We start from the raw sequence: 20,567 nt of genomic DNA on the forward strand, positions 1-20,567 counted from the left end.
TGTGATGAGATCAGCGGTTATGAGCATCAAAGTTGCGCTGGAGCACCGCACCAGCTACACCTTTGACCAGCCGGTTCGGGTGTATCCGCACATCGTGCGGCTGCGCCCGGCGCCGCACTGCCGCACACCCATCGAGGCGTACTCGCTGCGGGTGCAGCCGGCCGAGCACTTCATCAACTGGCAGCAGGACGCGGTGGGCAATTTCCTGGCCCGGTTGGTGTTTCCGAAACCCATGCGGCAGCTGACCATCACCGTCGGGCTCATCGCTGACCTCAAGGTCATCAACCCGTTCGACTTCTTCGTCGAAGACTGGGCCGAAACCTGGCCTTCGACAGGATTGACCTACCCCAAGCCGCTGGCCGATGACTTGGAACCGTATCTGCGGCCGGTCGACGAGGACGGCGCGGACGCCCCCGGGGCCGGACCGGGTGAGCTGGTGCGGGCGTGGGTGCGGAACTTCACCATGCCGGAGGGCACCCGCACCATCGACCTGCTGGTCGCGCTCAACCGCGCACTGCACGCCGACGTCGGCTACACCGTGCGCATGGAACCGGGCGTGCAGACACCGGACTTCACGCTGCGCGCCGGCGTTGGATCGTGCCGGGACTCGGCCTGGCTGTTGGTGTCGATCCTGCGCCAGTTGGGGCTGGCCGCCCGCTTCGTGTCCGGCTACCTGGTGCAGCTGGCTTCCGACGTCGAGGCGCTGGACGGGCCGTCCGGGCCGGCCGCCGACTTCACCGACCTACACGCCTGGGCGGAGGTGTACCTGCCCGGCGCGGGGTGGATCGGACTGGACCCGACGTCGGGGCTGTTCGCCGGGGAGGGGCACATCCCGCTGGCGGCCACCCCGCACCCCGCGACCGCGGCGCCGATCAGCGGCGGCACCGATGTCTGCCACACCGTGCTGGAGTTCTCCAACACCGTCACCCGCGTGCACGAAGACCCGCGCGTCACGCTGCCCTACAGCGACCAGGCGTGGCGGGCGATCTGCGCGGTCGGCCGTGGCGTCGACCAGCGGCTGGCGGCCGGTGACGTCCGGCTGACCATCGGCGGCGAACCCACGTTCGTCTCGGTGGATAACCACGTCGACACCGAGTGGCGAACCGCCGCCGACGGTCCGCACAAGCGGCAACGGGCCTCCGACCTAGCCGCCCGGCTCAAGGCCCGGTGGGCCCCGCACGGACTGATCCAGCGCGGCCAGGGCAGGTGGTATCCGGGAGAACCGTTGCCGCGCTGGCAGATAGCGCTGTACTGGCGCACCGACGGGCGCCCGCTGTGGACCAACGACGCGCTGCTGGCCGACCCCTGGCTCAACCAGCCGCCGCCGGCCGACAACGAGGCGGCCCAGCGGGTGCTCGCCGGTGTCGCCGAGGGCCTGGGGCTGCCGTTGTCACAGGTGCGGCCGGCCTACGAGGACCCGTTGAGCCGGCTGGCGGCCGCGGTGCGACTGCCGTCCGGCGACCCGGTGGACCCGGGCGACGACCTGTCCCCCGACACCAACCCCGACACCGCCGCCGCCCGCGTGGCGCTGCTGGCGCGCCTCGACGGGTCCGTCGCCACCCCGGCGGCGTTCGTGCTGCCGCTGCATCGCCGTGCCGATGGCCTCGGCTGGGCCAGCGCGAACTGGCGGCTGCGCCGCGGTCGCCTGGTGCTGATCGAGGGGGATTCCCCGGCGGGTCTACGGCTGCCGCTGAACTCGATCAGCTGGCGCCCGCCCCGGGTGTCGTTCGACGTCGACCCGATGACCGTGGCGGATGCTCGAGCGCCGGAGCCCGACGCCGCGGAGGCGGCAGCGGCGGTGCTGGAGGATCCCGAGACCGCGCCGACGACCGCGATGGTCGCCGAGGTGCGCGACGGGCTGCTCTACCTCTTCATGCCGCCCACCGAGGCGCTGGAATACTTCGTGGACCTCATCGCCCGCGTCGAGGCAGCGGCGGCGCAGGCCAACTGTCCGGTCGTGGTCGAGGGCTACGGCCCCCCACCCGACCCGCGGCTGGCATCGACGACGATCACCCCCGACCCCGGCGTGATCGAGGTCAACATCGCGCCCACCGCCAGCTTCGACGAACAACATCAGCAGCTGGAAACCCTGTATGAGCAGGCCCGGTTGGCTCGGCTCTCGACGGAGTCGTTCGACGTCGACGGCACCCACGGCGGCACTGGCGGCGGCAACCACATCACGCTGGGCGGCGTCACCCCGGCCGACTCACCGCTGCTGCGCCGGCCCGACCTGCTGGTCTCCCTGCTGACCTACTGGCAGCGGCACCCGTCGCTGTCGTATCTATTCGCTGGGCGATTCGTCGGCACCACGTCGCAGGCACCGCGAGTGGACGAGGGCCGCTCCGAGGCGCTCTACGAGCTCGAGATCGCGTTCGCCGAGATCGCCCGGCTAGCAGGTGGGGGGCCCGCGGCGAACCGAGCCGAACCGTGGCTGGTCGACCGCGCGCTGCGGCACCTGCTCACCGACATCACCGGCAACACCCACCGCGCCGAGTTCTGCATCGACAAGCTCTACAGCCCCGAGGGACCCCGCGGCCGACAGGGCCTGCTGGAGCTGCGCGGCTTCGAGATGCCGCCGCATCTGCGGATGGCGATGGTGCAGTCGCTGCTGGTGCGCTCGCTGGTGGCGTGGTTCTGGGAGCAGCCGCTGCGCGCCCCGCTGATCCGGCACGGGGACAACCTGCACGGGCGATACCTGTTGCCGCACTTCTTGATCCATGACATCGCCGAGGTGGCCGCCGACCTGCGCGCGCACGGCATCGCGTTCGAGACCAGCTGGCTGGATCCGTTCACCGAGTTCCGCTTCCCGCGCATCGGCACCGCCGTGTTCAACGGTGTGGAGATCGAGCTGCGCGGCGCGATCGAGCCGTGGTACACCCTCGGCGAGGAGGCCACCGCCACCGGCACCGCCCGCTACGTCGACTCGTCGGTCGAACGCATCCAGGTCCGGGTCATCGGCGCCGACCGGCACCGCTACGTGGTGACCTGCAACGGCTACCCGGTCCCGCTGCTGGCCACCGACAACCCCGACATCCACGTCGGCGGGGTGCGGTTCAAGGCCTGGCAGCCGCCCAGCGCGCTGCACCCGACCATCGGCGCCGACGGCCCGCTGCAGTTCGAGCTCATCGACCTCACCGCCGGCACGTCGTGCGGCGGCTGCACCTACCACGTCGCCCACCCCGGAGGGCGCGCCTACGACGAGCCGCCCGTCAACGCCGTGGAGGCCGAGTCCCGCCGCGCCCGTCGCTTCGAGGCGACCGGGTTCACACCAGGCAAACTGGATCTATCAGACCTCCGCGAGAAACAGGCCCGGATTTTGACCGACATCGGCGCGCCGGGGATCCTCGACCTGCGCCGCGTGCGTACCGTGCACCAGTAATGGCGTCCGCAGAATTGGCACTCGACACGAGGACGGCGGCCGCTGGCGCTGCCGGCGACCGCTACGACGCCGACCGCCTGCTGGCCGGCTACCAGGCGGCGCGTGCCCAACAGGCGCTGTTCGACCTGCGCAGCGGCCCGGGAATCGGCTACGACGAATTCGTCGACGCCGACGGGAATGTGCGGCCGGCCTGGACCGAGCTGGCCGACGCGGTGGCCGAGCGTGGCAGGGCCGGGCTGGATCGGCTGCGGTCGGTGGTGGGTGGCCTGATCGACCACGACGGCATCACCTACACCGAGGTCGATTCCCACCGCGTCGCCCACGACGGCGGCCACCCCCCCGAGCCGGGGCCCTGGCGGCTGGACACGCTGCCGCTGGTGGTCTCCGCGGACGACTGGAACGTCCTGGAGGCCGGGCTGGTCCAGCGGTCACGCCTACTCGATACCGTGCTCGCAGACCTCTACGGGCCTCGCCGCATGCTGCTCGAGGGTGTGCTGCCACCGGAGCTGCTGTTCGCCCACCCGGGTTACCTGCGCGCCGCCAACGGCATCAGGGTGCCCGGGCGTCACCAGCTGTTCATGCACGCGTGCGACCTGAGCCGGTTGCCCGACGGCGGCTTCCAAGTCAACGCCGACTGGACCCAGGCGCCCTCGGGGGCCGGCTACGCGCTGGCCGACCGGCGGGTGGTCGCGCACGCCATCCCCGATCTCTACGAACGGATCGCGCCGCGCCCCACCACACCGTTCGCCCAGGCGCTGCGGCTGGCGCTGATCGACGCGGCACCCGACGTTGCCCAGGACCCGATGGTGGTCGTGCTCAGCCCGGGCATCTACTCCGAGACGGCCTTCGATCAGGCGTATCTGGCGACGTTGCTGGGTTTCCCGCTGGTGGAAAGCACGGATTTGGTGGTGCGCGACGGCAAGCTGTGGATGCGTTCCCTGGGCACCCTGAAACGCGTCGACGTCGTGCTGCGCCGCGTCGACGCGGACTACGCGGACCCGCTGGATCTGCGCGCCGATTCCCGGCTCGGTGTGGTCGGTCTGGTGGAGGCGCAACATCGGGGAACGGTGACCGTCGTCAACACCTTGGGCAGCGGCATCCTGGAAAACCCCGGGCTGCTGCGGTTTCTGCCCGAGCTCGCCGAGCGGTTGCTCGGCGAGGCCCCGCTTTTACCCACCGCGCCCCTCTATTGGGGCGGCATCCCCAGCGAACGCGCACACCTGCTGGCCAATCTCTCGTCACTGCTGATCAAGCCGACGGTCGGCGGGGAAACCCTGGTCGGGCCGGCGATGTCGTCGGGGCAGCTGGCGCAACTGGCCGCGCGGATCGAAGCCATGCCGTGGCAGTGGGTCGGCCAGGAGCTACCGACGTTTTCGTCGGCGCCCACCGACCATGCCGGCGTGTTGTCCTCGGCCGGCGTCGGCATCCGGCTGTTCACCGTCGCCCAGCGCAGCGGCTATGCGCCGATGATCGGCGGCCTGGGCTACGTACTGGCGTCCGGTCCTGCCGCATTCACGCTAAAAACCGTTGCGGCAAAGGATATTTGGGTGCGGCCGACGGAGCGTGCGCTGGTCGAGACGGTGACACTGCCAGCGGTTGAGCTGCCGGTGGAGCTGCCGGCGAAGACCGGCGCGGGCACCTGGGCCGTCAGCTCGCCGCGGGTGCTGTCCGACCTGTTCTGGATGGGACGCTACGGCGAGCGGGCCGAGAACATGGCCCGGTTGCTGATCGTCGCGCGCGAGCGCTTCCACGTGTTCCGGCATGCACAGGACACCGAGGAAAGCGAGTGTGTGCCGGTGCTGATGGCCGCGCTGGGCCAGATCACCGGGACCGACACCGGCGCGGCTCATGACCACGCCGAGATGATCGCCGTCGCCCCGTCGATGCTGTGGGCCATGACCGTGGACCCCGACCGGCCAGGATCGCTTGCCCAGTCGGTGGAGGGGCTGGCGCTGGCCGCCCGCGCGGTGCGCGACCAGTTGTCCAACGACACCTGGATGGTGCTGGCCGGGGTGGAGCGTGCGCTTGCGCAGCCATCCGACCCGCCGGAGCCGCTCGCCGAGGCCGACGTGCTGCTCGCCGCGGCTCAGGCGCAGACGTTGGCCGGCATGCTGACGCTCGCGGGGGTGGCCGCCGAGTCGATGGTGCACGACGTGGGCTGGACGATGATGGACATCGGCAAACGGATCGAGCGCGGCCTGTGGCTGACCGCGCTGCTGCGCGACACGCTGACCACCGTCCGCGGTGCCGCGGCCGAGGAAGCCATCACGGAGGCCACCCTGGTGGCGTGTGAATCGTCGGTGATCTACCGGCGCCGCACGGTTGGCAAGGTCAGCGTCGCCGCGGTGACCGAGCTGATGCTGTTCGACGCGCACAACCCGCGGTCGCTGGTCTACCAGCTGGAGCGGCTGCGGGCCAACCTCAAGGATCTGCCCGGCGCGTCGGGGTCATCACGTCCGGAGCGGGTGGTGGAGGAGATCAGCACCCGTCTGCGCCGATCGGATCCGGCGGAGCTGGAAGAGGTCGCCGACGGGCGCCGCGCGGAGCTGGCAGATCTGCTCGCCGCGGTACATTCGGCGTTGCGCGACCTGTCCGACGTCATCACCGCGACGCAGCTGACGTTGCCCGGCGGCATGCAGCCGCTGTGGGGGCCCGACGAACGACGGGTGATGCCGGCTTAACGACTGCGAGGACTTGACCTACGGGGAGCCGGCGCCGCCGGAGCCGCCGTCCCCGCCGAAACCACCGACACTTCCCCAGGGGCCCATCCCTGCGGCGCCCGGGTCGCCCTCTGCGCCGGGGTCGCCGGTAGAGCCCGTGCCGCCGGTCCCGCCGGTCCCGCCGGTGCCACCGGTGCCGCCTTCGCCGCCAGGGTCGATGCCGCCGTTGCCGCCGACCCCTCCTTCACCGCCCCGGCCGCCGTCGGCACCCGTGCCGAGCGCGTTGGAACCGCCGGTGCCGCCCTGGCCGCCTCGGCCGCCGGTGCCGCCGACCCCGGGGTCGGTGGGGCTGAACCCACCGTCGCCGCCGTTGCCGCCGACGCCCCCTTCACCGCCCTCAGCGGCGCTGCCGCCGGTGAAATTGGTGCTGCCGCCTTGGCCGCCGACACCGCCGGTGCCGCCGGTGCCGCCTTGGCCGGCGGTGCCGCCGGTACCGCCGGTGCCGATCGCGCCGCCAACGCCGCCGGTACCGCCATTGCCACCGTAGCCACCGGGGGTGGTCCCGTTGATGCCGTCGTCGTTATAGCCGGCGCCGCCGGCGCCGCCGGTGCCGCCCTGCCCACCTTGGCCGCCGCTGCCGTTGGTTCCGCCGTCGACGGCGTCGCCCCCGGTGCCGCCGGCGCCGCCTTGCCCACCTGGGCCACCGTTGAAGCCGTAGTCGAACGGCTGCGTGGCGTCGGCGCCGGTGCCACCGGCGCCGCCTTGACCGCCCTGGCCGCCCACACCGCCAACGCCCCCAATGCCCATGGCGCCGCCGTCGGTCCCGACACCCGCGCTACCAGCAGTGCCACCGGTACCGCCCTGCCCGCCCGCGGCACCGCCGCCGGGGCTGGTCCCGGTGCCGATGTTGGCGCCGCCGGCCCCGCCGGTACCGCCCTGACCGCCCATGCCTCCTTGGCCACCGGCACCGCCGCCGACCCCGCCGATGCCCGCGCCCCCGGAGCCGCCCTGACCGCCGGCCCCACCCATGCCGCCCTGGGCACCCGCAGTGGGCGCGGTCGGGTCGTCGAGACCAGCAGCGCCAGTGCCGCCCTGGCCACCTTTACCGCCGGTGCCGCCGACCCGCCGGTGCCGTTGGCGCCCGCCGCACCACCGTCGGTTCCCGAACCACCCACACCAGCACTGCCACCGGTACCGCCCTGACCGCCCGTGGCGCCGTCGCCGCCGCCGGTGTCCGCCCGGCCGCCGCCACCGCCCGCCGCCCCGCCCACGCCGCCGGCCCCACCCTGACCGCCGGCCCCACCCATGCCGCCCAGGTTGCCCCCGGTGGGCGCGGTCGGGTCGCTAACGCCGGCTATGCCGGTGGCGCCGGCCCCGCCGGTACCGCCGGTCCCGCCGACCCCGCCAGTCCCTATGCCACCCGCGTGGCCGGCGCTACCGAACCACGCACCAGCGCCGCCGGCCCCGCCGACCCCGGCGCTACCGCCGACTCCACCGGTACCACCGGTCGCAGCCGGTGCATTGACGTCCACACCAGCGCCGCCGGTCCCGCCCGTCCCGCCGGCGCCGCCAACACCGCCAACGCCACCATCACCGCCAGCACCCAACAGCCCAGCGAACCCTAACATGGCCCTGCCGGCCCTGCCGGCCCGCCGGCCCCCGGCCCCGTCACCGCTTGCCCGCGACGCCAGCGACACCCGCACCGGCCCACCGCCGGCCCCTGCCACCGCCGGCCCGCCATGCCGATCGCCACCGCCGGCCGCACACCGCCGGCCCGCCATTACCGGCCTTGCCCGCCACGCCGGCACCGCCGGCCCCGCCGGCCCCGCCGGCACCCCACAGTCCCGCCGACCCGCCAGCCCCGCCAGCATGGCCGGTCGCGCCCGACCCACCGTTGCCGCCGTTGCCAATCAGGATCCCGCCAGCCCCACCGGGCTGCCCCGTCCCCGGCGCGCCGTCGGCGCCGTTGCCGATCAGCGGGCGCCCAAACAGCATGTTGGTGGGCGCATTGATCAGGCTCAGGATGTCCTGCTCCAGGACCTGCAGGGGTGACGCGTTCAGGGCTTCGGCGGCCGCATACGCGTCACCGCTCGCAGCTATAGCCCGCACGAATTGGTCATGAAACGCCGCCGCCTGCGCGCTGAGCGCCTGAAAGTCCCGCGCATAGCTGCCGAACAACCGTGCGATCGCCGCGGACACTTCGTCGCTACCGGCGGCCAGTATCTCCGTCGTCGATGCGGCCGCCGCCGAGTTAGCCGCCCTGATCGTCGACCCGATCCCGGTCAACTCGCTCGACGCTGCCGCCAACGCCTCCGGCACAGCGATCACAAATGACGACATCTGCGGCTCCCATCACTCGGGCCGGCCGCTCATCAGCGCGCCCACACCCGCAAGGCAAGGCTATGCAGCCCGAATATCAGCTTCCAGCAGAAGATTTCGAACAGAATGTTGCGTTATCAGCAACTACTGTGCGCACTTGTCACGACTGTGCCGCGGGCCCGCTCGCGGCGGCAGCCACCTCGTCGATGACCGTGTGGACGAACCGCATCTTCTCCAACACCGCGGGCGGCAGCACGAAGGGGTACAGGTCGTCGTGGCCCATCGACCTGTTCACCATGTTCAGCGACCACGACAACGGCAGCCACATGTCGATGATGGTGGGAAAAGCGCTGGGGCCCAACGGCTGCCGATCAAAGGTGGCCGACGCCGGCGCCAGGCCGCACCAGGCGCAGGTGTCCAGGGTGTCGCGGATGTGCAGGTAGTGGGCGAACGTCTCGGCCCAATCCTCGGCGGCGTGCATGGTCGCATACGACGACACGAAGCGCTCCCGCCAGCCCTCGGGCACGCCGTCGCGGTAATGCCGGTCCAGCGCCTGCTGGTAATCGGCGTCGGGGTCGCCGAACAGCCCACGGAACCGCGCCAGGTAGTCACCTGAGCCGGAGATCAGCCGGAAGAAGTAGTAGTGCCCGACCTCGTGGCGAAAGTGCCCCAGCAGGGTCCGGTAGGGCTCGTCCATCTCGACCCGCAGCTGCTCGCGGTGCACGTCGTCGCCCTCGGCCAGATCCAGGGTGATGACGCCGTTGTCGTGCCCGGTGGTCACGGCCTCGTGCGCACTAGACAGCAGCCGGAATGCCAGCCCGCGGTTGGGATCCTGGTCGCGTCCGACGACCGGCAGTTTCAGCTCGTGCAGCTCGGCGACCAGCCGCCGCTTGGCCGCCTCGGCCCGGGCGAACACCGCCAAGCCGACACCGTCGGCGTCGTTGGGTCGCTCCACGGTCAGCGCGCACGACGCACACAGGCCGCCGGGCCGATCGACAGGGACCAGCCAATTGCATTCGGCGCGATGCAGATTGGCGCACAACCGATAGTCGCTGGCGGCAACGGCGCCGGCATGCTCGCCCCCCTCGCCGTGGGCGATCACCAACAGGGCCATCTGGTCAAGCGAGAACCCCAGGGCGCTGCCGCACGACAGGCACGCGGAGTTCTCGAACGTCAAGCGCTGACCGCAGTTGGGGCAGTGGAAGTCACGCATGCAGCGTGTCACCCTCGAACGGGACGACATCGACGGCGACGTCGATCACGCTGTGCTCGGAGTTGGTGTAGATGATGCCGCGCAGCGGCGGCACGTCGGCGTAGTCGCGGCCGCGACCGACGGCGATGTAGCGCTGGTCGACCAGCTGGTCGTTGGTGGGATCCAGGCCCAGCCACTCGAACTGACCTGGCTGCTGGGGCGTCCACACCGTCGCCCAGGCATGGGTGGCGTCGATGCCGATCATCCGATCCTTTCCCGGCGGCGGGTCGGTGGCCAGATACCCCGACACGTAACAGGCCGCCAGACCGTTGGCGCGCAGGCAAGCGATCGCCAGCCTGGCAAAGTCTTGGCATACCCCTTCCCGCGCCCGCAGAACCTCGGCGACTCTGGTGGAGACGGTGGTCGACCCCGACCGGTAGGAGAAGTCGCGGTAGATCCGCGCGGCGAGGTCGCGCAGCACCTCCACCAACGGGCGTTCCGGCACGAAGCTGGGGGCCGCGTACTCCCGCACCTCGTCGGTGATCTCCGGCGGGTTCAGGTCCAGGGTGAAATCGACCGCCAGCGCCCCCTGCGGCCCGCTCGGCCGGGCGGCCTCCCATCGCTGCAGGGCCGGCCCGCTGGTGTAGAGCCCGTCACCGGGCGGGGCCACATCGACGATGGAGTCGCTGGTGATCGTCAAGATGCGGTGCGGCTCGGTGACGTGGAAATAGGAGCTGATGTTGCCGTAACTGTCGCGGCTGGTGGAGCTGTCGGCGGGGGTCGGCTCAACGATCAGCCGGTGCGCGACACACCGCTGGCGCAGCGAGTCCCGCGGGGTGAGAAAACCACGGCCATACGAGCTGGTGACGACGTCGGAATAGCGGTATTCGGTGCGGTGCGTGACACGCCAACGCTTGGTGGCCGGGGCACCGGGCAGGTCGTCAATCGGCAACGACAACGGCTCACTCCTGACTGCTCGACGCTGGCCCACACGGCCGCCCCGTCACCCGCCGCGCCGCTGCGGCACGGCCAATGCGGTACCAAGCGCACCCTATCGGGCGCACAATCAAGACGTGGCCACCTGGGACGACGTTGCCCGCATTGTCGCTGAGCTGCCCCTTACCGCCGAGCGGTCGCCGCGTGACTGGCGGGTCGGCAAGAAACCGCTGGCGTGGGAGCGGCCGCTGCGACCGTCCGACCGGGAAGCTTTGATCAGGGCCGGGTCGGAACCGCCGGACGGCGACATCCTGGCCGTGCGGGTGTCGGACGAGGGTGTCAAGTTCGCCTTGATCGCCGACGAGCCGGAGGTGTATTTCACCACCCCGCATTTCGACGGGTATCCCGCGGTGCTGGTCAAGCTGGCCGCGATCGAGGTACCCGGCCTCGAGGAGCTGATCACCGAGGCCTGGCTGACGCAGGCCCCGAAAAAGCTGGCGCAGGAGTTCCTCACGGACTCACCGTGAGCCCGAGGGCTGACCGTGGGGCCGCTCGATCACCTGTTGCAGGTCGTCGGCGCAGACATGCACGATGTCGGCGAGCACCACCTCGGATCTGCTGCGGGCCCGTGCTTGCAAGTCCACGGCCTGGCGGCGGGCCGCGGCGGCATGCTCGGCCGCCGTCGCGGGATCCTCGTCGGCCAGCGCCGTGCCCGCCGCGAGGTCGGCAAGCGCGCCGCGCACGGATTGCGGAACCTCCGCGGCGCCCAACCGGGTGATCGCCCGGGTCAGCTGCACCACGCAGCTGACCAGCATCCCCAATCGGGCCGACTGCAGGTCGACGTCGCGAATGGCGGCACGCGCCGCCCATCGGCGGGGCGCTCTGCGGGACACCAGGACGGCCGTAGCGCGGGCCTCGATCAGCCCGCTCAGCTGATGGTGCAGTCGATCGAAGGCGGACAGCGGCCAGTCGGGACCGGCGCGGTCGGGATCATTCACCGCAGTCGCGGCCGCGGCCAAGGTGTCGTGCAGGGCGGTCAGCACCTCGGCGCGCGCCGCGCACAGCATGCCCACCGGGTCGGCAGGAAACAGCAGCATGGCGAACACCAGGGCCAGGCCGCCGCCAATCAGCGAATCGAACAAGCGCTCGGCGACCACCCCGCCGGTCGGAGCGAACACCAAGACCAGCACCGACGAGACGGCGGTCTGGTTGACGAACATCAAGCCCTGCGCGATGAAGCCACGCGCGATCAGCACCGCGACGCTCAGCGAGATCAACACCGCCACACCCATGGCGAGGGGACCGGCACCGAGCACGGCGTGCACGCCCGCACCCAGGACAATCCCCAGTGCCACCCCGACGATCATCTGGGTGGCACGTCGTGCCCGCAGAACATTGGTCGCCGACATGCACACCACCGCGGAGATCGGCGCGAAGAACGGCTGGGGATGGGCGAGCACGTCATGGGTGAGATACCAGGCGAGGCTGGCGGCGACCGAGGTCTGAGTGATCGGCCACAACGCGGCGCGCAGGCGTTGGGCGACAGCAAGGCCGCCGGCGGCCGCCCTGCCCAGCAGCGAAGTGTGCATAGCGCTTGCTTACCGCAGCGCGGACCGCCGATCTAGGCCTTGCCTGCCATCGCGAGCAGACGCAAAATCCCCCGAACGCACGGCGTTTCGGGGGATTTTGCGTCTGCTCGCGATACTTAGGCCTTGGCGTCGATGCCGGATTCCTTGCGCTGCTGGGCGGTGATCGGGGCCGGGGCGTCGGTCAGCGGGTCGACCCCGCCGCCGGTCTTGGGGAAGGCGATCACCTCCCGGATCGAGTCGGCCCCGGCCAACAGCGCGGTGGTCCGGTCCCAGCCGAACGCGATCCCGCCGTGTGGCGGTGCGCCAAACATGAAGGCCTCCAACAGGAATCCGAACTTCTCTTCGGCCTCGGCCTTGTCCAGACCCATCACCGCGAACACCCGTTCCTGGATGTCGCGGCGGTGGATACGGATCGAACCGCCGCCGATCTCGTGGCCGTTGCAGACGATGTCGTAGGCGTCGGCCAGCACGCCGCCCGGATCGGATTCGATGCTGTGCTCCCACTCCGGCTTGGGCGCGGTGAAGGGGTGATGCACCGCGGTCCACGCCCCGGAGCCGACCGCGACCTCACCGGCGGCGGCGGCCTCGTCGGCGGGTTCGAACAACGGCGGGTCAACCACCCAGACGAACGACCACGCGTCCGGGTCGATCAGGCCCAGGCGGTTGGCGATCTCGATGCGGGCCGCGCCCAGCAGCGCCCGCGACGACTTGACCGGACCCGCCGAAAAGAAGATGCAGTCCCCGGGGTTGGCTCCGACATGGGCGGCAAGGCCCTCGCGTTCGGTCTCGGTGAGGTTCTTGGCCACCGGGCCGGCCAGGGCGCCCCCAGATGACGCGTCGCCGACGAGCACGTAGGCCAGGCCCCGATGTCCGCGCTGTTTGGCCCACTCCTGCCAGCCATCCAGCGTGCGTCGCGGCTGCGACGCCCCGCCGGGCATCACGACGGCGCCGACATACGGCGCCTGGAAAACGCGAAATGTGGTGTCCCTGAAAAACTCCGTGCACTCGACGAGTTCCAGCCCGAACCGCAGGTCGGGCTTGTCGGTGCCGAATCGGCGCATGGCTTCGGCGTAGGTGATGCGCGGGATCGGCGTCGCAAGCCGGTAGCCGATCAGCGCCCACAATTCGGTCAGGATCTCCTCGGAGATCGCGATGACGTCGTCGGCGTCGACGAAGCTGAGCTCCATGTCGAGCTGGGTGAATTCCGGCTGACGGTCGGCACGGAAGTCTTCGTCGCGGTAGCAGCGGGCGATCTGGAAGTAGCGTTCCATCCCGGCCACCATCAGCAGCTGCTTGAACAGCTGCGGGCTCTGCGGCAGGGCGTAGAACGAACCGGGGTGCAGCCGGGCCGGCACCAGAAAGTCGCGCGCCCCTTCCGGCGTCGAGCGGGTGATCGTGGGCGTCTCGATCTCGACGAAGTCGTGCCGCGCCAGCACCGCGCGCGCAGCGGCATTTACCTTGGAACGCAATCGGATTGCCGCGGCGGGGCCGTCGCGGCGCAGGTCGAGGTAACGGTACTTCAACCGCAACTCCTCGCCCGCGGGCTCGTCCAGCTGGAACGGCAGCGGCGCGCATTCACCCAGCACCGTCAGCGAGGCGGCGTTGACCTCGATATCGCCGGTGGCGATCTCGGGGTTAGCGTTGCCTTCCGGGCGGATCTCCACCACGCCGTGCACGGCGATGCAGAACTCGGCGCGCAGCCGATGCGCCTGTGCCAGCACGTCGGGGGCGCGGAACACCACCTGTGCGATGCCGGAGGCGTCGCGCAGGTCGATGAAGATGACGCCGCCGTGGTCGCGGCGGCGCGCCACCCAGCCGGCCAGCGTCACCTGCTGCCCGGCGTCGCTTTCCCGTAGCGCACCTGCGGCGTGGCTGCGCAGCACAAACAACCCCCTTCACCGGAAACGATTGCCCAGTCTAGAGGCCGGCATCATCACCGGGCGCATGGCGCTGGCCACGGCCGGCGACGGCCCCGGTTAGGTTAGGACCATGTTCCCCTGCGAGCGCGTCGACGTGAGCTTCACCGATACCGCGCCATACCGCTTCCGCAATAGCGTCGATCTGGCCATCACGCCCCAGCAGCTGTTCGAGGTCCTCGCCGACGCCCAGTCCTGGCCGCGGTGGGCGACGGTGATCACCACGGTGACCTGGACCAGTCCCGCACCGCTCGGCGTCGGCAGCACCCGCACCGTCGAAATGCGCGGAGGCATCGTCGGTGACGAAGTGTTCCTCGTGTGGGAACCGGTCACCCGCATGGCGTTTCGTTTCAACGAATGCTCCACCCGGGCCGTCGCCGCGTTCGCCGAAGATTACCGGGTCGAGGCCATCCCGGGAGGCTGCCGGCTGACCTGGACGATGGCGCAGAAGCCCGCCGGCGCGGCGCGGCTGGGGATGTTCGTGTTTCGGCCGCTGTTGAACCTGGTTTTTCGCCGCTTCCTGACCAACCTGCGCCGTTACACCGACACCCGGTTCGCCGCCGCGGACCCGCGTTAGGCTGGGTGCCTGCCGCGCCAGTTTTCGGGAGCATGCGATGACCTTCAACGAAGGTATGCGGATCGACACCAGCACCGCGTCGTCCTCGGGCGGTGGTGGCGGTCGGACGATCGCCATGGGCGGCGGCATCGGCGGGCTGCTGTTGGTGGTGGTCGCGGTGCTCCTCGGCGTGGATCCCGGCCAGGTCGCCAACCAGCAGGACATCAGCGACGTCGCGGCGCCCGGGTTCGATCTGAGCCGGTGCCAGACCGGGGCCGACGCCAACAAGTACGTGCAGTGCCGCGTGGTGGCCACCGGCAATTCGGTGGACGCGGTGTGGAAGCAGTTGCTGCCCGGCTACACCCGGCCACATGTGCGGCTGTTCATCGGCCAGGTGGGCACCGGCTGCGGGTCGGCCACCAGCGACATCGGGCCGTTTTACTGCCCGGTGGACAAGACGGCATACTTCGACACCGACTTCTTTGGGGTGCTGGTCACCCAATTCGGTTCCAGCGGTGGACCATTCGCCCAGGAGTACGTGGTGGCCCACGAATACGGCCACCACGTGCAGAACCTGGCGGGGGTGCTTGGCCGCGCCCAGCAGGGCGCGCAGGGCGCAGCGGGCAACGGCGTGCGCACCGAGCTGCAGGCCGACTGTTATGCCGGGATCTGGGCGCACTACGCGTCCACCGTCAAACAGGAAAGCACCGGGGTGCCCTACCTGCAGCCGTTGAGCGACAAGGACATCCACGACGCCCTCTCGGCCGCGGCGGCGGTGGGCGACGACCGCATCCAGCAGCAGGCGACCGGGCGAACCAATCCCGAATCCTGGACGCACGGTTCGGCCGTGCAACGGCAGAAGTGGTTCACCGTCGGCTACCAGACCGGCAACCCCAGCCAGTGCGACACCTTCGATGCCGCCGATCTCGGATAGCGGCCCGCGATGACCTTCAACGAGGGCATACAGATCGACACCAGCACGTCGTCGTCGACGAGCAGCACGGGCAGTCGAGTGATCGCGATCGGCGGCGGTCTCGGCGGGTTGCTGTTGGTGATGGTCGCGATGCTGCTCGGAATCGATCCCGGCGGGGTGCGAAGTCAGCTGCCGATGGACGTCAACGGAGCCGTCGCACCCGGTTTCGACCTGCGCCAGTGCAAGACCGGGGCCGACGCCAACAAGTTTGTGCAGTGCCGGGTGGTGGCCACCGGCAATTCGCTGGACGCGGTGTGGAAGCAGCTGTTGTCCGGCTACACCCGACCCCATGTGCGGCTGTTCACCGGCCAGGTGGGCACCGCATGCGGACCGGCCAGCAGCGACATCGGGCCGTTCTACTGCCCGGTGGACAAGACCGCGTACTTCGACACCGACTTTTTTGGGGTGCTGATCACCCGATTCGGTTCCAGCGGTGGACCATTGGCGCAAGAGTACGTGGTGGCCCACGAGTTCGGCCACCACGTGCAGAACCTGCTGGGGGTGCTCGGCCGCGGCCAGCAGGGCGCGCAGGGTGCTGCGGGCAACGGGGTACGCACCGAGTTGCAGGCCGATTGCTACGCGGGCGTCTGGGCGCACTACGCGTCGACGGTCGTTCAGGCGAGCACCGGCGTGCCGTACCTGGAGCCGTTGAGCGACAAGGACATCCACGACGCCCTCTCGGCCGCGGCGGCGGTCGGCGATGACCGCATCCAGCAGCAGGCCAGCGGGCGAACCAATCCCGAGTCCTGGACGCACGGTTCGGCCGCGCAACGCCAGAAGTGGTTCACCATCGGCTACCAGAGCGGCGACCCCAACAAGTGCAATACGTTCACCGCCGCAGAGCTCTAGGCCGTCGTTGGTACTGGGCCGAGGCTGACACCCAATGCTTTCGGGGCTTGTCGTGTGGTTATCCGCAGCCGGTGGGCTGTGGGCGTTTCTGGTCGGACCGCCCTGGCATAATCGCATGCGTGTTCGAACAGATGGTTGATCGTGGGTCTGCGCCGGAGGTGATTGCCCGCTTCGATGAGCTCGTTGAGCGGCGTTACCCGTCGGCCACCGCGGAGTCGGCGGTGTTGGTGGATCGGATCTGCTCGGCGTCGCGGGCGGAGAACCGGGCGGCGGCCGCGCAGCTGGGCGCGATCGGTGACTTGTTCGGCTACCGGTTGGCGCGCTGCTCGCAGAACGAGGACTGGGCGATCGACACGATGGAGGCGGTGGCCGCCGAGCTGGCCGCGGCGTTGCGGATCGGTCAGGGGTTGGCGGCCAGCCGGCTGCGTTGTGCGCGGGCGATGCGTGAGCGGTTGCCGAAGGTGGCTGAGCTGTTCAAGGCCGGGGAGATCGACTTTCGGATGTTTGCCACGCTGGTGTATCGCACCGATTTGATCACCGACCGCGAGGTGCTGGCGGCGGTGGACGCCGAGCTGGCGGTGACGGTGCCGCGCTGGCCGTCGCTGACCCGGGGTCGGCTGGCCGGGCAGGTCGACAAGATCGTGGCCCGCGCCGACGCCGATGCGGTGCGCCGGCGCAGGGAGCGCCAGGTTGATCGGGAGATCTGGATCGGCGATGCCGGCGAGGGCGTCTGCGAGATCCACGGCAGCCTGCTGACCCCGGATGCGCAGGCGCTGGACAAGCGGTTGACCGCGCTGGCGGCCACGGTGTGTGCGCACGATCCGCGCAGCCGCCAGCAGCGCCGCGCCGATGCGCTGGGGGCGCTGGCCGCCGGGGCCGATCGGCTGGGCTGCCGCTGCGGGCGCCCCGATTGCACCGCCGGGGGCCGGCCGGCGGCAACACCGGTGCATCGCCACCGAACGCCGCCACAACCACGCTGCGCGCATGGTTGCCCGCAGCACCCCACCAACCCAAGGCCCCAGCCACACCTCACCCGACCCACCCCAACCCGACAACGAACCCCGCCGTTCTGAGGTGGAAAGGGCACCCGGCTGAGGCGCTGGGGTGCTCGCCGGATCAGTCACCGCAGCGCTGATCACGTGTGCTACCACCACACTGCGCCCCGCGACGTGGACCCGGTGGGCGCTCGTTGACGGCTACCGCCCGATCGCGGTGCCGTTGCGACCGGCCTCCACCCGCTACCAGGGCCGCGTCGAGCACTGCACGCCACTGCCGCCCTGCTGCGACACCACCACCTGCCCGTCGACGGCGATCTCACAGTGGAATTCCGGATTGACCCGCAGGCCGCCGCTGGCGGTGACGATCGCCCACTGGTTCGGGTTGATCAGCGTGGTCGTGTAGACCAGCGGGACCCCGCCGGTGATCGGTGCGTGCACGGCGTTCATGTACTTCGACGCGTCGGCGTCAAACGCCGCCTGGCTCGGCGGATCCGAGTTCATGTAGCGGATGTTGGCGGTCAGATCGCTGGTGGTCGTCACGGTGTAGGTCACCTGGTGTCCGGCTGGAGCCGCATGCGCTAACGGGGGCGTAGCCACCGCGATGGCCGCAAACGTTGCCAGCACGACGCCGGCCGCCACTTTTCGCACGTTCCTCATATCGACGACGCGAGGGGATTCGTTACCGCGGCGGCGGCGTTGGTTCGTACGATGCATAGGTGCCCACAGCGTTCGTGTTGTCCGGCGGCGCAAGTCTCGGCGCGATCCACGTCGGGATGCTGCTCGCGCTGGCCGAAGAGGGCATAACACCCGACCTCATCGTGGGCACCTCGGTCGGCGCGGTCAACGGCGGGTGGATCGCGTCGCGGCCCGACACGGCAGGCATTCGTGGGCTGGCCGACCTGTGGTTGTCGCTGTCACGCAAGGACGTCTTTCCCGCCCGCCCACTGGCGGGCATGATGGGCTTTCTCGGGCGCCGTCCGCACCTGATACCCAACACGGGTCTGCGACGCCTGCTCGCGGAGAAGCTGCAGTTCACTCGGCTCGAGGACGCGCCGATCCCGCTCCATGTGGTGGCCACGGACGTGATTTCGGGCACCGACGTTCTGCTGTCGGCTGGAGACGCGGTCGACGCGATCTCGGCCAGCGCCGCCATCCCGGGCATCTTCCCGCCGGTGCACATCGACGGACGCGCGCTCATGGACGGCGGCGTGGTCAACAACACCCCGGTGTCTCACGCCGTCGCGCTCGGTGCCGACCACGTCTGGGTGTTGCCCACCGGCTACTCGTGCGATCTGCCCGCCGCGCCCAAGACCGCGATCACCATGGCCCTGCATGCGCTGACCACCACGGTCAATCATCGGCTGGCGATCGACATCGACCGTTTCGAGCAGGTGTGCGACCTTCACGTGATCCGGCCACTGTGCCCGGTTGCCATTTCCGGAGCGGACTTCTCGCACGCGGCAACGCTCATCGAGCGCTCGCACGCGGCCACCCGAGAGTGGCTGGCGGCTCACCCGCCGCCCACCGGCCAGGCTCAATTGCTTGCGGTGCACCGCCACTAGCCGCCCGTTCACCCGCAGGTAATCCACGGCGGGTATGAAGCCTGGGTGAGCGACGATCCGGATCGGGCTGGCGAGGAGTCCGCGCCGACGAAGGGCATCAGCCGCCGCACGTTGTTGACCACTGGTGCCGCCTCGGCGGTTCTGGGCGCCGGCGTCGCGGCGGGCGGGGCCACGCTGCTGTGGTCAAACCGCGCCGGCCCCGCCGTCTGGTACCAGCCTGATCGAAGCGGCGCACCGCCGGTGGGCGGGCTGCATCTGCAGTTCGGCCGGAACGCCAGCACCGAGGTCGTGGTGTCCTGGCACACCACCGACGCCGTCCGCAATCCGCGCGTGGTGCTGGGCACGCCCACGTCCGGATTTGGCCGTACCGTGGCGGCCGAAACCCGAACATACCGGGATGCCCAGTCCAACATCGAGGTTCGCGTCAATCACGCTCGCCTGACCAATCTGACGGCGGACACCGACTACGTGTACGCCGCCATGCACGACGGCGCCGCGCCGGAGCTGGGGACGCTCCATACGGCTCCATCTGGGCGAAAGCCATTGCGTTTCACCAGTTTCGGAGACCAATCCACTCCGACGCTGGGCAGGTTGGCAAACGGACGGTACGTCAGCGGCAACATCGGATCGCCCGCGGCGGGCGACATCACGCTCGCGATCGAGCGGATCGCCCCGCTGTTCAACCTGATCAACGGGGACCTGTGCTACGCCAACCTGGCCGACGACCGGATTCGTACCTGGTCCGACTGGTTCGACAACAACACCCGCTCGGCGCGATACCGCCCGTGGATGCCGGCGGCCGGCAACCACGAGAACGAATTAGGCAACGGCCCAATCGGTTACGGCGCCTACCAGACATACTTCGCGGTGCCCGATTCCGGGGCCAGCCCGCAGCTGCGCGGGCTGTGGTACTCGTTCACCGCCGGCTCGGTGCGCGTGATCAGCCTGAACAACGACGACGTGTGCGTCCAAGATGGCGGCAACTCGTATGTGCGCGGCTACTCCGGTGGAGAGCAAAAACGTTGGCTGGAAACCGAACTCGCCCAGGCGCGGCGCGACCCGGATATCGACTGGGTGGTCGTCTGCATGCACCAGACGGCGATCTCTACCGCCGACCAAGCCAACGGTGCCGACCTTGGGATCCGGCAAGACTGGCTGCCGTTGTTCGACCGCTACCGGGTCGACTTGGTGGTGTGCGGCCATGAACACCACTACGAACGATCGCATCCGCTGCGGGGCACGCTGGGTACCGACACCCAAACACCCGCACCCGTCGACACCCGTGCCGATCTCATCGACACGACCCGAGGCACCGTACACCTCGTCATCGGCGGCGGCGGGACCTCCAAACCGACCAACGGGCTACTTTTCCCGCAACCTCGGTGCCGTGTGATAACCGGCGTCGGCCCCTCCGATCCCGTGATCCGGCGCAAGCCGTCCATGTTCACGGTGGAGGATGCGCCGTGGTCGGCGTTTCGCGACCACGACAACCCCTACGGTTTCGTGGCTTTCGACGTCGACCCGGGTCAGCCGGGCGGCAACACGACGATCAAGGCGACGTACTACAGGCTCAACGGGCCGTTCGGGGCGATCACCGTCGTCGACCAATTCACCTTGGCCAAGCCGCGCGGCGGCTAA

At 70.1% G+C, this 20,567-nt stretch carries 13 protein-coding genes and 2 pseudogenes; 9 read left to right on the forward strand and 6 right to left on the reverse strand.

The window, feature by feature from the left end:
- Positions 1 to 19 precede the first annotated feature (19 nt).
- Positions 20 to 3,379, forward strand: a complete 3,360-nt coding sequence (locus tag G6N20_RS09435; protein WP_083052510.1) for a transglutaminase family protein — start codon at positions 20 to 22, stop codon at positions 3,377 to 3,379.
- The gene (locus G6N20_RS09440) at positions 3,379 to 6,060 is read left to right on the forward strand and encodes a circularly permuted type 2 ATP-grasp protein (protein ID WP_083052512.1); all 2,682 of its coding nucleotides are present in this window, start codon (positions 3,379 to 3,381) and stop codon (positions 6,058 to 6,060) included. Before G6N20_RS09435 ends, G6N20_RS09440 begins: the two co-directional genes overlap by 1 nt.
- 18 nt (positions 6,061 to 6,078) lie before the next feature.
- On the opposite strand, the pseudogene G6N20_RS22205 reads toward G6N20_RS09440, so the two are convergent.
- From G6N20_RS22205 to G6N20_RS09455, 3 genes and pseudogenes are all read right to left on the reverse strand, one after another.
- A pseudogene (locus G6N20_RS22205) lies at positions 6,079 to 8,379 on the reverse strand (PE family protein).
- A 139-nt stretch (positions 8,380 to 8,518) separates the two neighbouring features.
- Positions 8,519 to 9,571, reverse strand: coding sequence for a zinc-binding metallopeptidase family protein (locus G6N20_RS09450; protein ID WP_083047473.1), 1,053 nt, complete (start codon positions 9,569 to 9,571; stop codon positions 8,519 to 8,521).
- Positions 9,564 to 10,508, reverse strand: coding sequence for a transglutaminase family protein (locus tag G6N20_RS09455; protein WP_083047475.1), 945 nt, complete (start codon positions 10,506 to 10,508; stop codon positions 9,564 to 9,566). Before G6N20_RS09455 ends, G6N20_RS09450 begins: the two co-directional genes overlap by 8 nt.
- 115 nt (positions 10,509 to 10,623) lie before the next feature.
- Between G6N20_RS09455 and G6N20_RS09460 the strand changes: the two genes are divergently transcribed.
- Positions 10,624 to 11,013, forward strand: a complete 390-nt coding sequence (locus G6N20_RS09460; RefSeq protein WP_083047477.1) for an MmcQ/YjbR family DNA-binding protein — start codon at positions 10,624 to 10,626, stop codon at positions 11,011 to 11,013.
- On the opposite strand, the gene G6N20_RS09465 is transcribed toward G6N20_RS09460, so the two are convergent.
- Both G6N20_RS09465 and aspS read right to left on the reverse strand, forming a co-directional pair.
- Complete coding sequence (locus tag G6N20_RS09465; protein ID WP_083047479.1) at positions 11,005 to 12,075, reverse strand: FUSC family protein; 1,071 nt, start codon at positions 12,073 to 12,075, stop codon at positions 11,005 to 11,007. The two genes, G6N20_RS09460 and G6N20_RS09465, sit on opposite strands and share 9 nt — an antisense overlap.
- Before the next feature lie 116 nt (positions 12,076 to 12,191).
- Positions 12,192 to 13,964: an aspartate--tRNA ligase gene (gene aspS / locus G6N20_RS09470; RefSeq protein ID WP_083047481.1), complete on the reverse strand. Its 1,773-nt coding sequence runs from the start codon at positions 13,962 to 13,964 to the stop codon at positions 12,192 to 12,194.
- Between the two features lie 100 nt (positions 13,965 to 14,064).
- Here aspS and G6N20_RS09475 point away from each other — a divergent pair, with 100 nt between their 5' ends.
- The 4 genes and pseudogenes from G6N20_RS09475 to G6N20_RS09490 form a co-directional block, all read left to right on the forward strand.
- Positions 14,065 to 14,568, forward strand: a complete 504-nt coding sequence (locus G6N20_RS09475; RefSeq protein WP_083047483.1) for an SRPBCC family protein — start codon at positions 14,065 to 14,067, stop codon at positions 14,566 to 14,568.
- A 37-nt stretch (positions 14,569 to 14,605) separates the two neighbouring features.
- Positions 14,606 to 15,481, forward strand: a complete 876-nt coding sequence (ypfJ, locus tag G6N20_RS09480) for a KPN_02809 family neutral zinc metallopeptidase (RefSeq protein WP_083047485.1) — start codon at positions 14,606 to 14,608, stop codon at positions 15,479 to 15,481.
- A gap of 9 nt (positions 15,482 to 15,490) precedes the next feature.
- Positions 15,491 to 16,369, forward strand: coding sequence for a KPN_02809 family neutral zinc metallopeptidase (gene ypfJ / locus G6N20_RS09485; RefSeq protein WP_083047487.1), 879 nt, complete (start codon positions 15,491 to 15,493; stop codon positions 16,367 to 16,369).
- A 131-nt stretch (positions 16,370 to 16,500) separates the two neighbouring features.
- Positions 16,501 to 17,325, forward strand: a pseudogene (locus G6N20_RS09490) (DUF222 domain-containing protein); the annotation flags it as partial.
- A gap of 282 nt (positions 17,326 to 17,607) precedes the next feature.
- On the opposite strand, the gene G6N20_RS09495 reads toward G6N20_RS09490, so the two are convergent.
- A complete protein-coding gene (locus G6N20_RS09495) occupies positions 17,608 to 18,024 on the reverse strand; it encodes a hypothetical protein (protein ID WP_083047489.1) in 417 nt (138 codons plus the stop codon).
- 59 nt (positions 18,025 to 18,083) lie between these two features.
- Here G6N20_RS09495 and G6N20_RS09500 point away from each other — a divergent pair, with 59 nt between their 5' ends.
- Both G6N20_RS09500 and G6N20_RS09505 read left to right on the forward strand, forming a co-directional pair.
- Entirely contained in the window at positions 18,084 to 18,929 is an 846-nt protein-coding gene (locus G6N20_RS09500) for a patatin-like phospholipase family protein (RefSeq protein WP_083047491.1), read from the forward strand.
- Positions 18,930 to 18,974: 45 nt separating this feature from the next.
- Positions 18,975 to 20,567 carry a purple acid phosphatase family protein gene (locus G6N20_RS09505; protein ID WP_083047493.1) on the forward strand — a complete coding sequence of 531 codons (1,593 nt, stop codon included), beginning with the start codon at positions 18,975 to 18,977 and terminating at the stop codon, positions 20,565 to 20,567.

It is taken from the genome of Mycobacterium shinjukuense (genome assembly GCF_010730055.1).
GTDB lineage: Bacteria > Actinomycetota > Actinomycetes > Mycobacteriales > Mycobacteriaceae > Mycobacterium > Mycobacterium shinjukuense.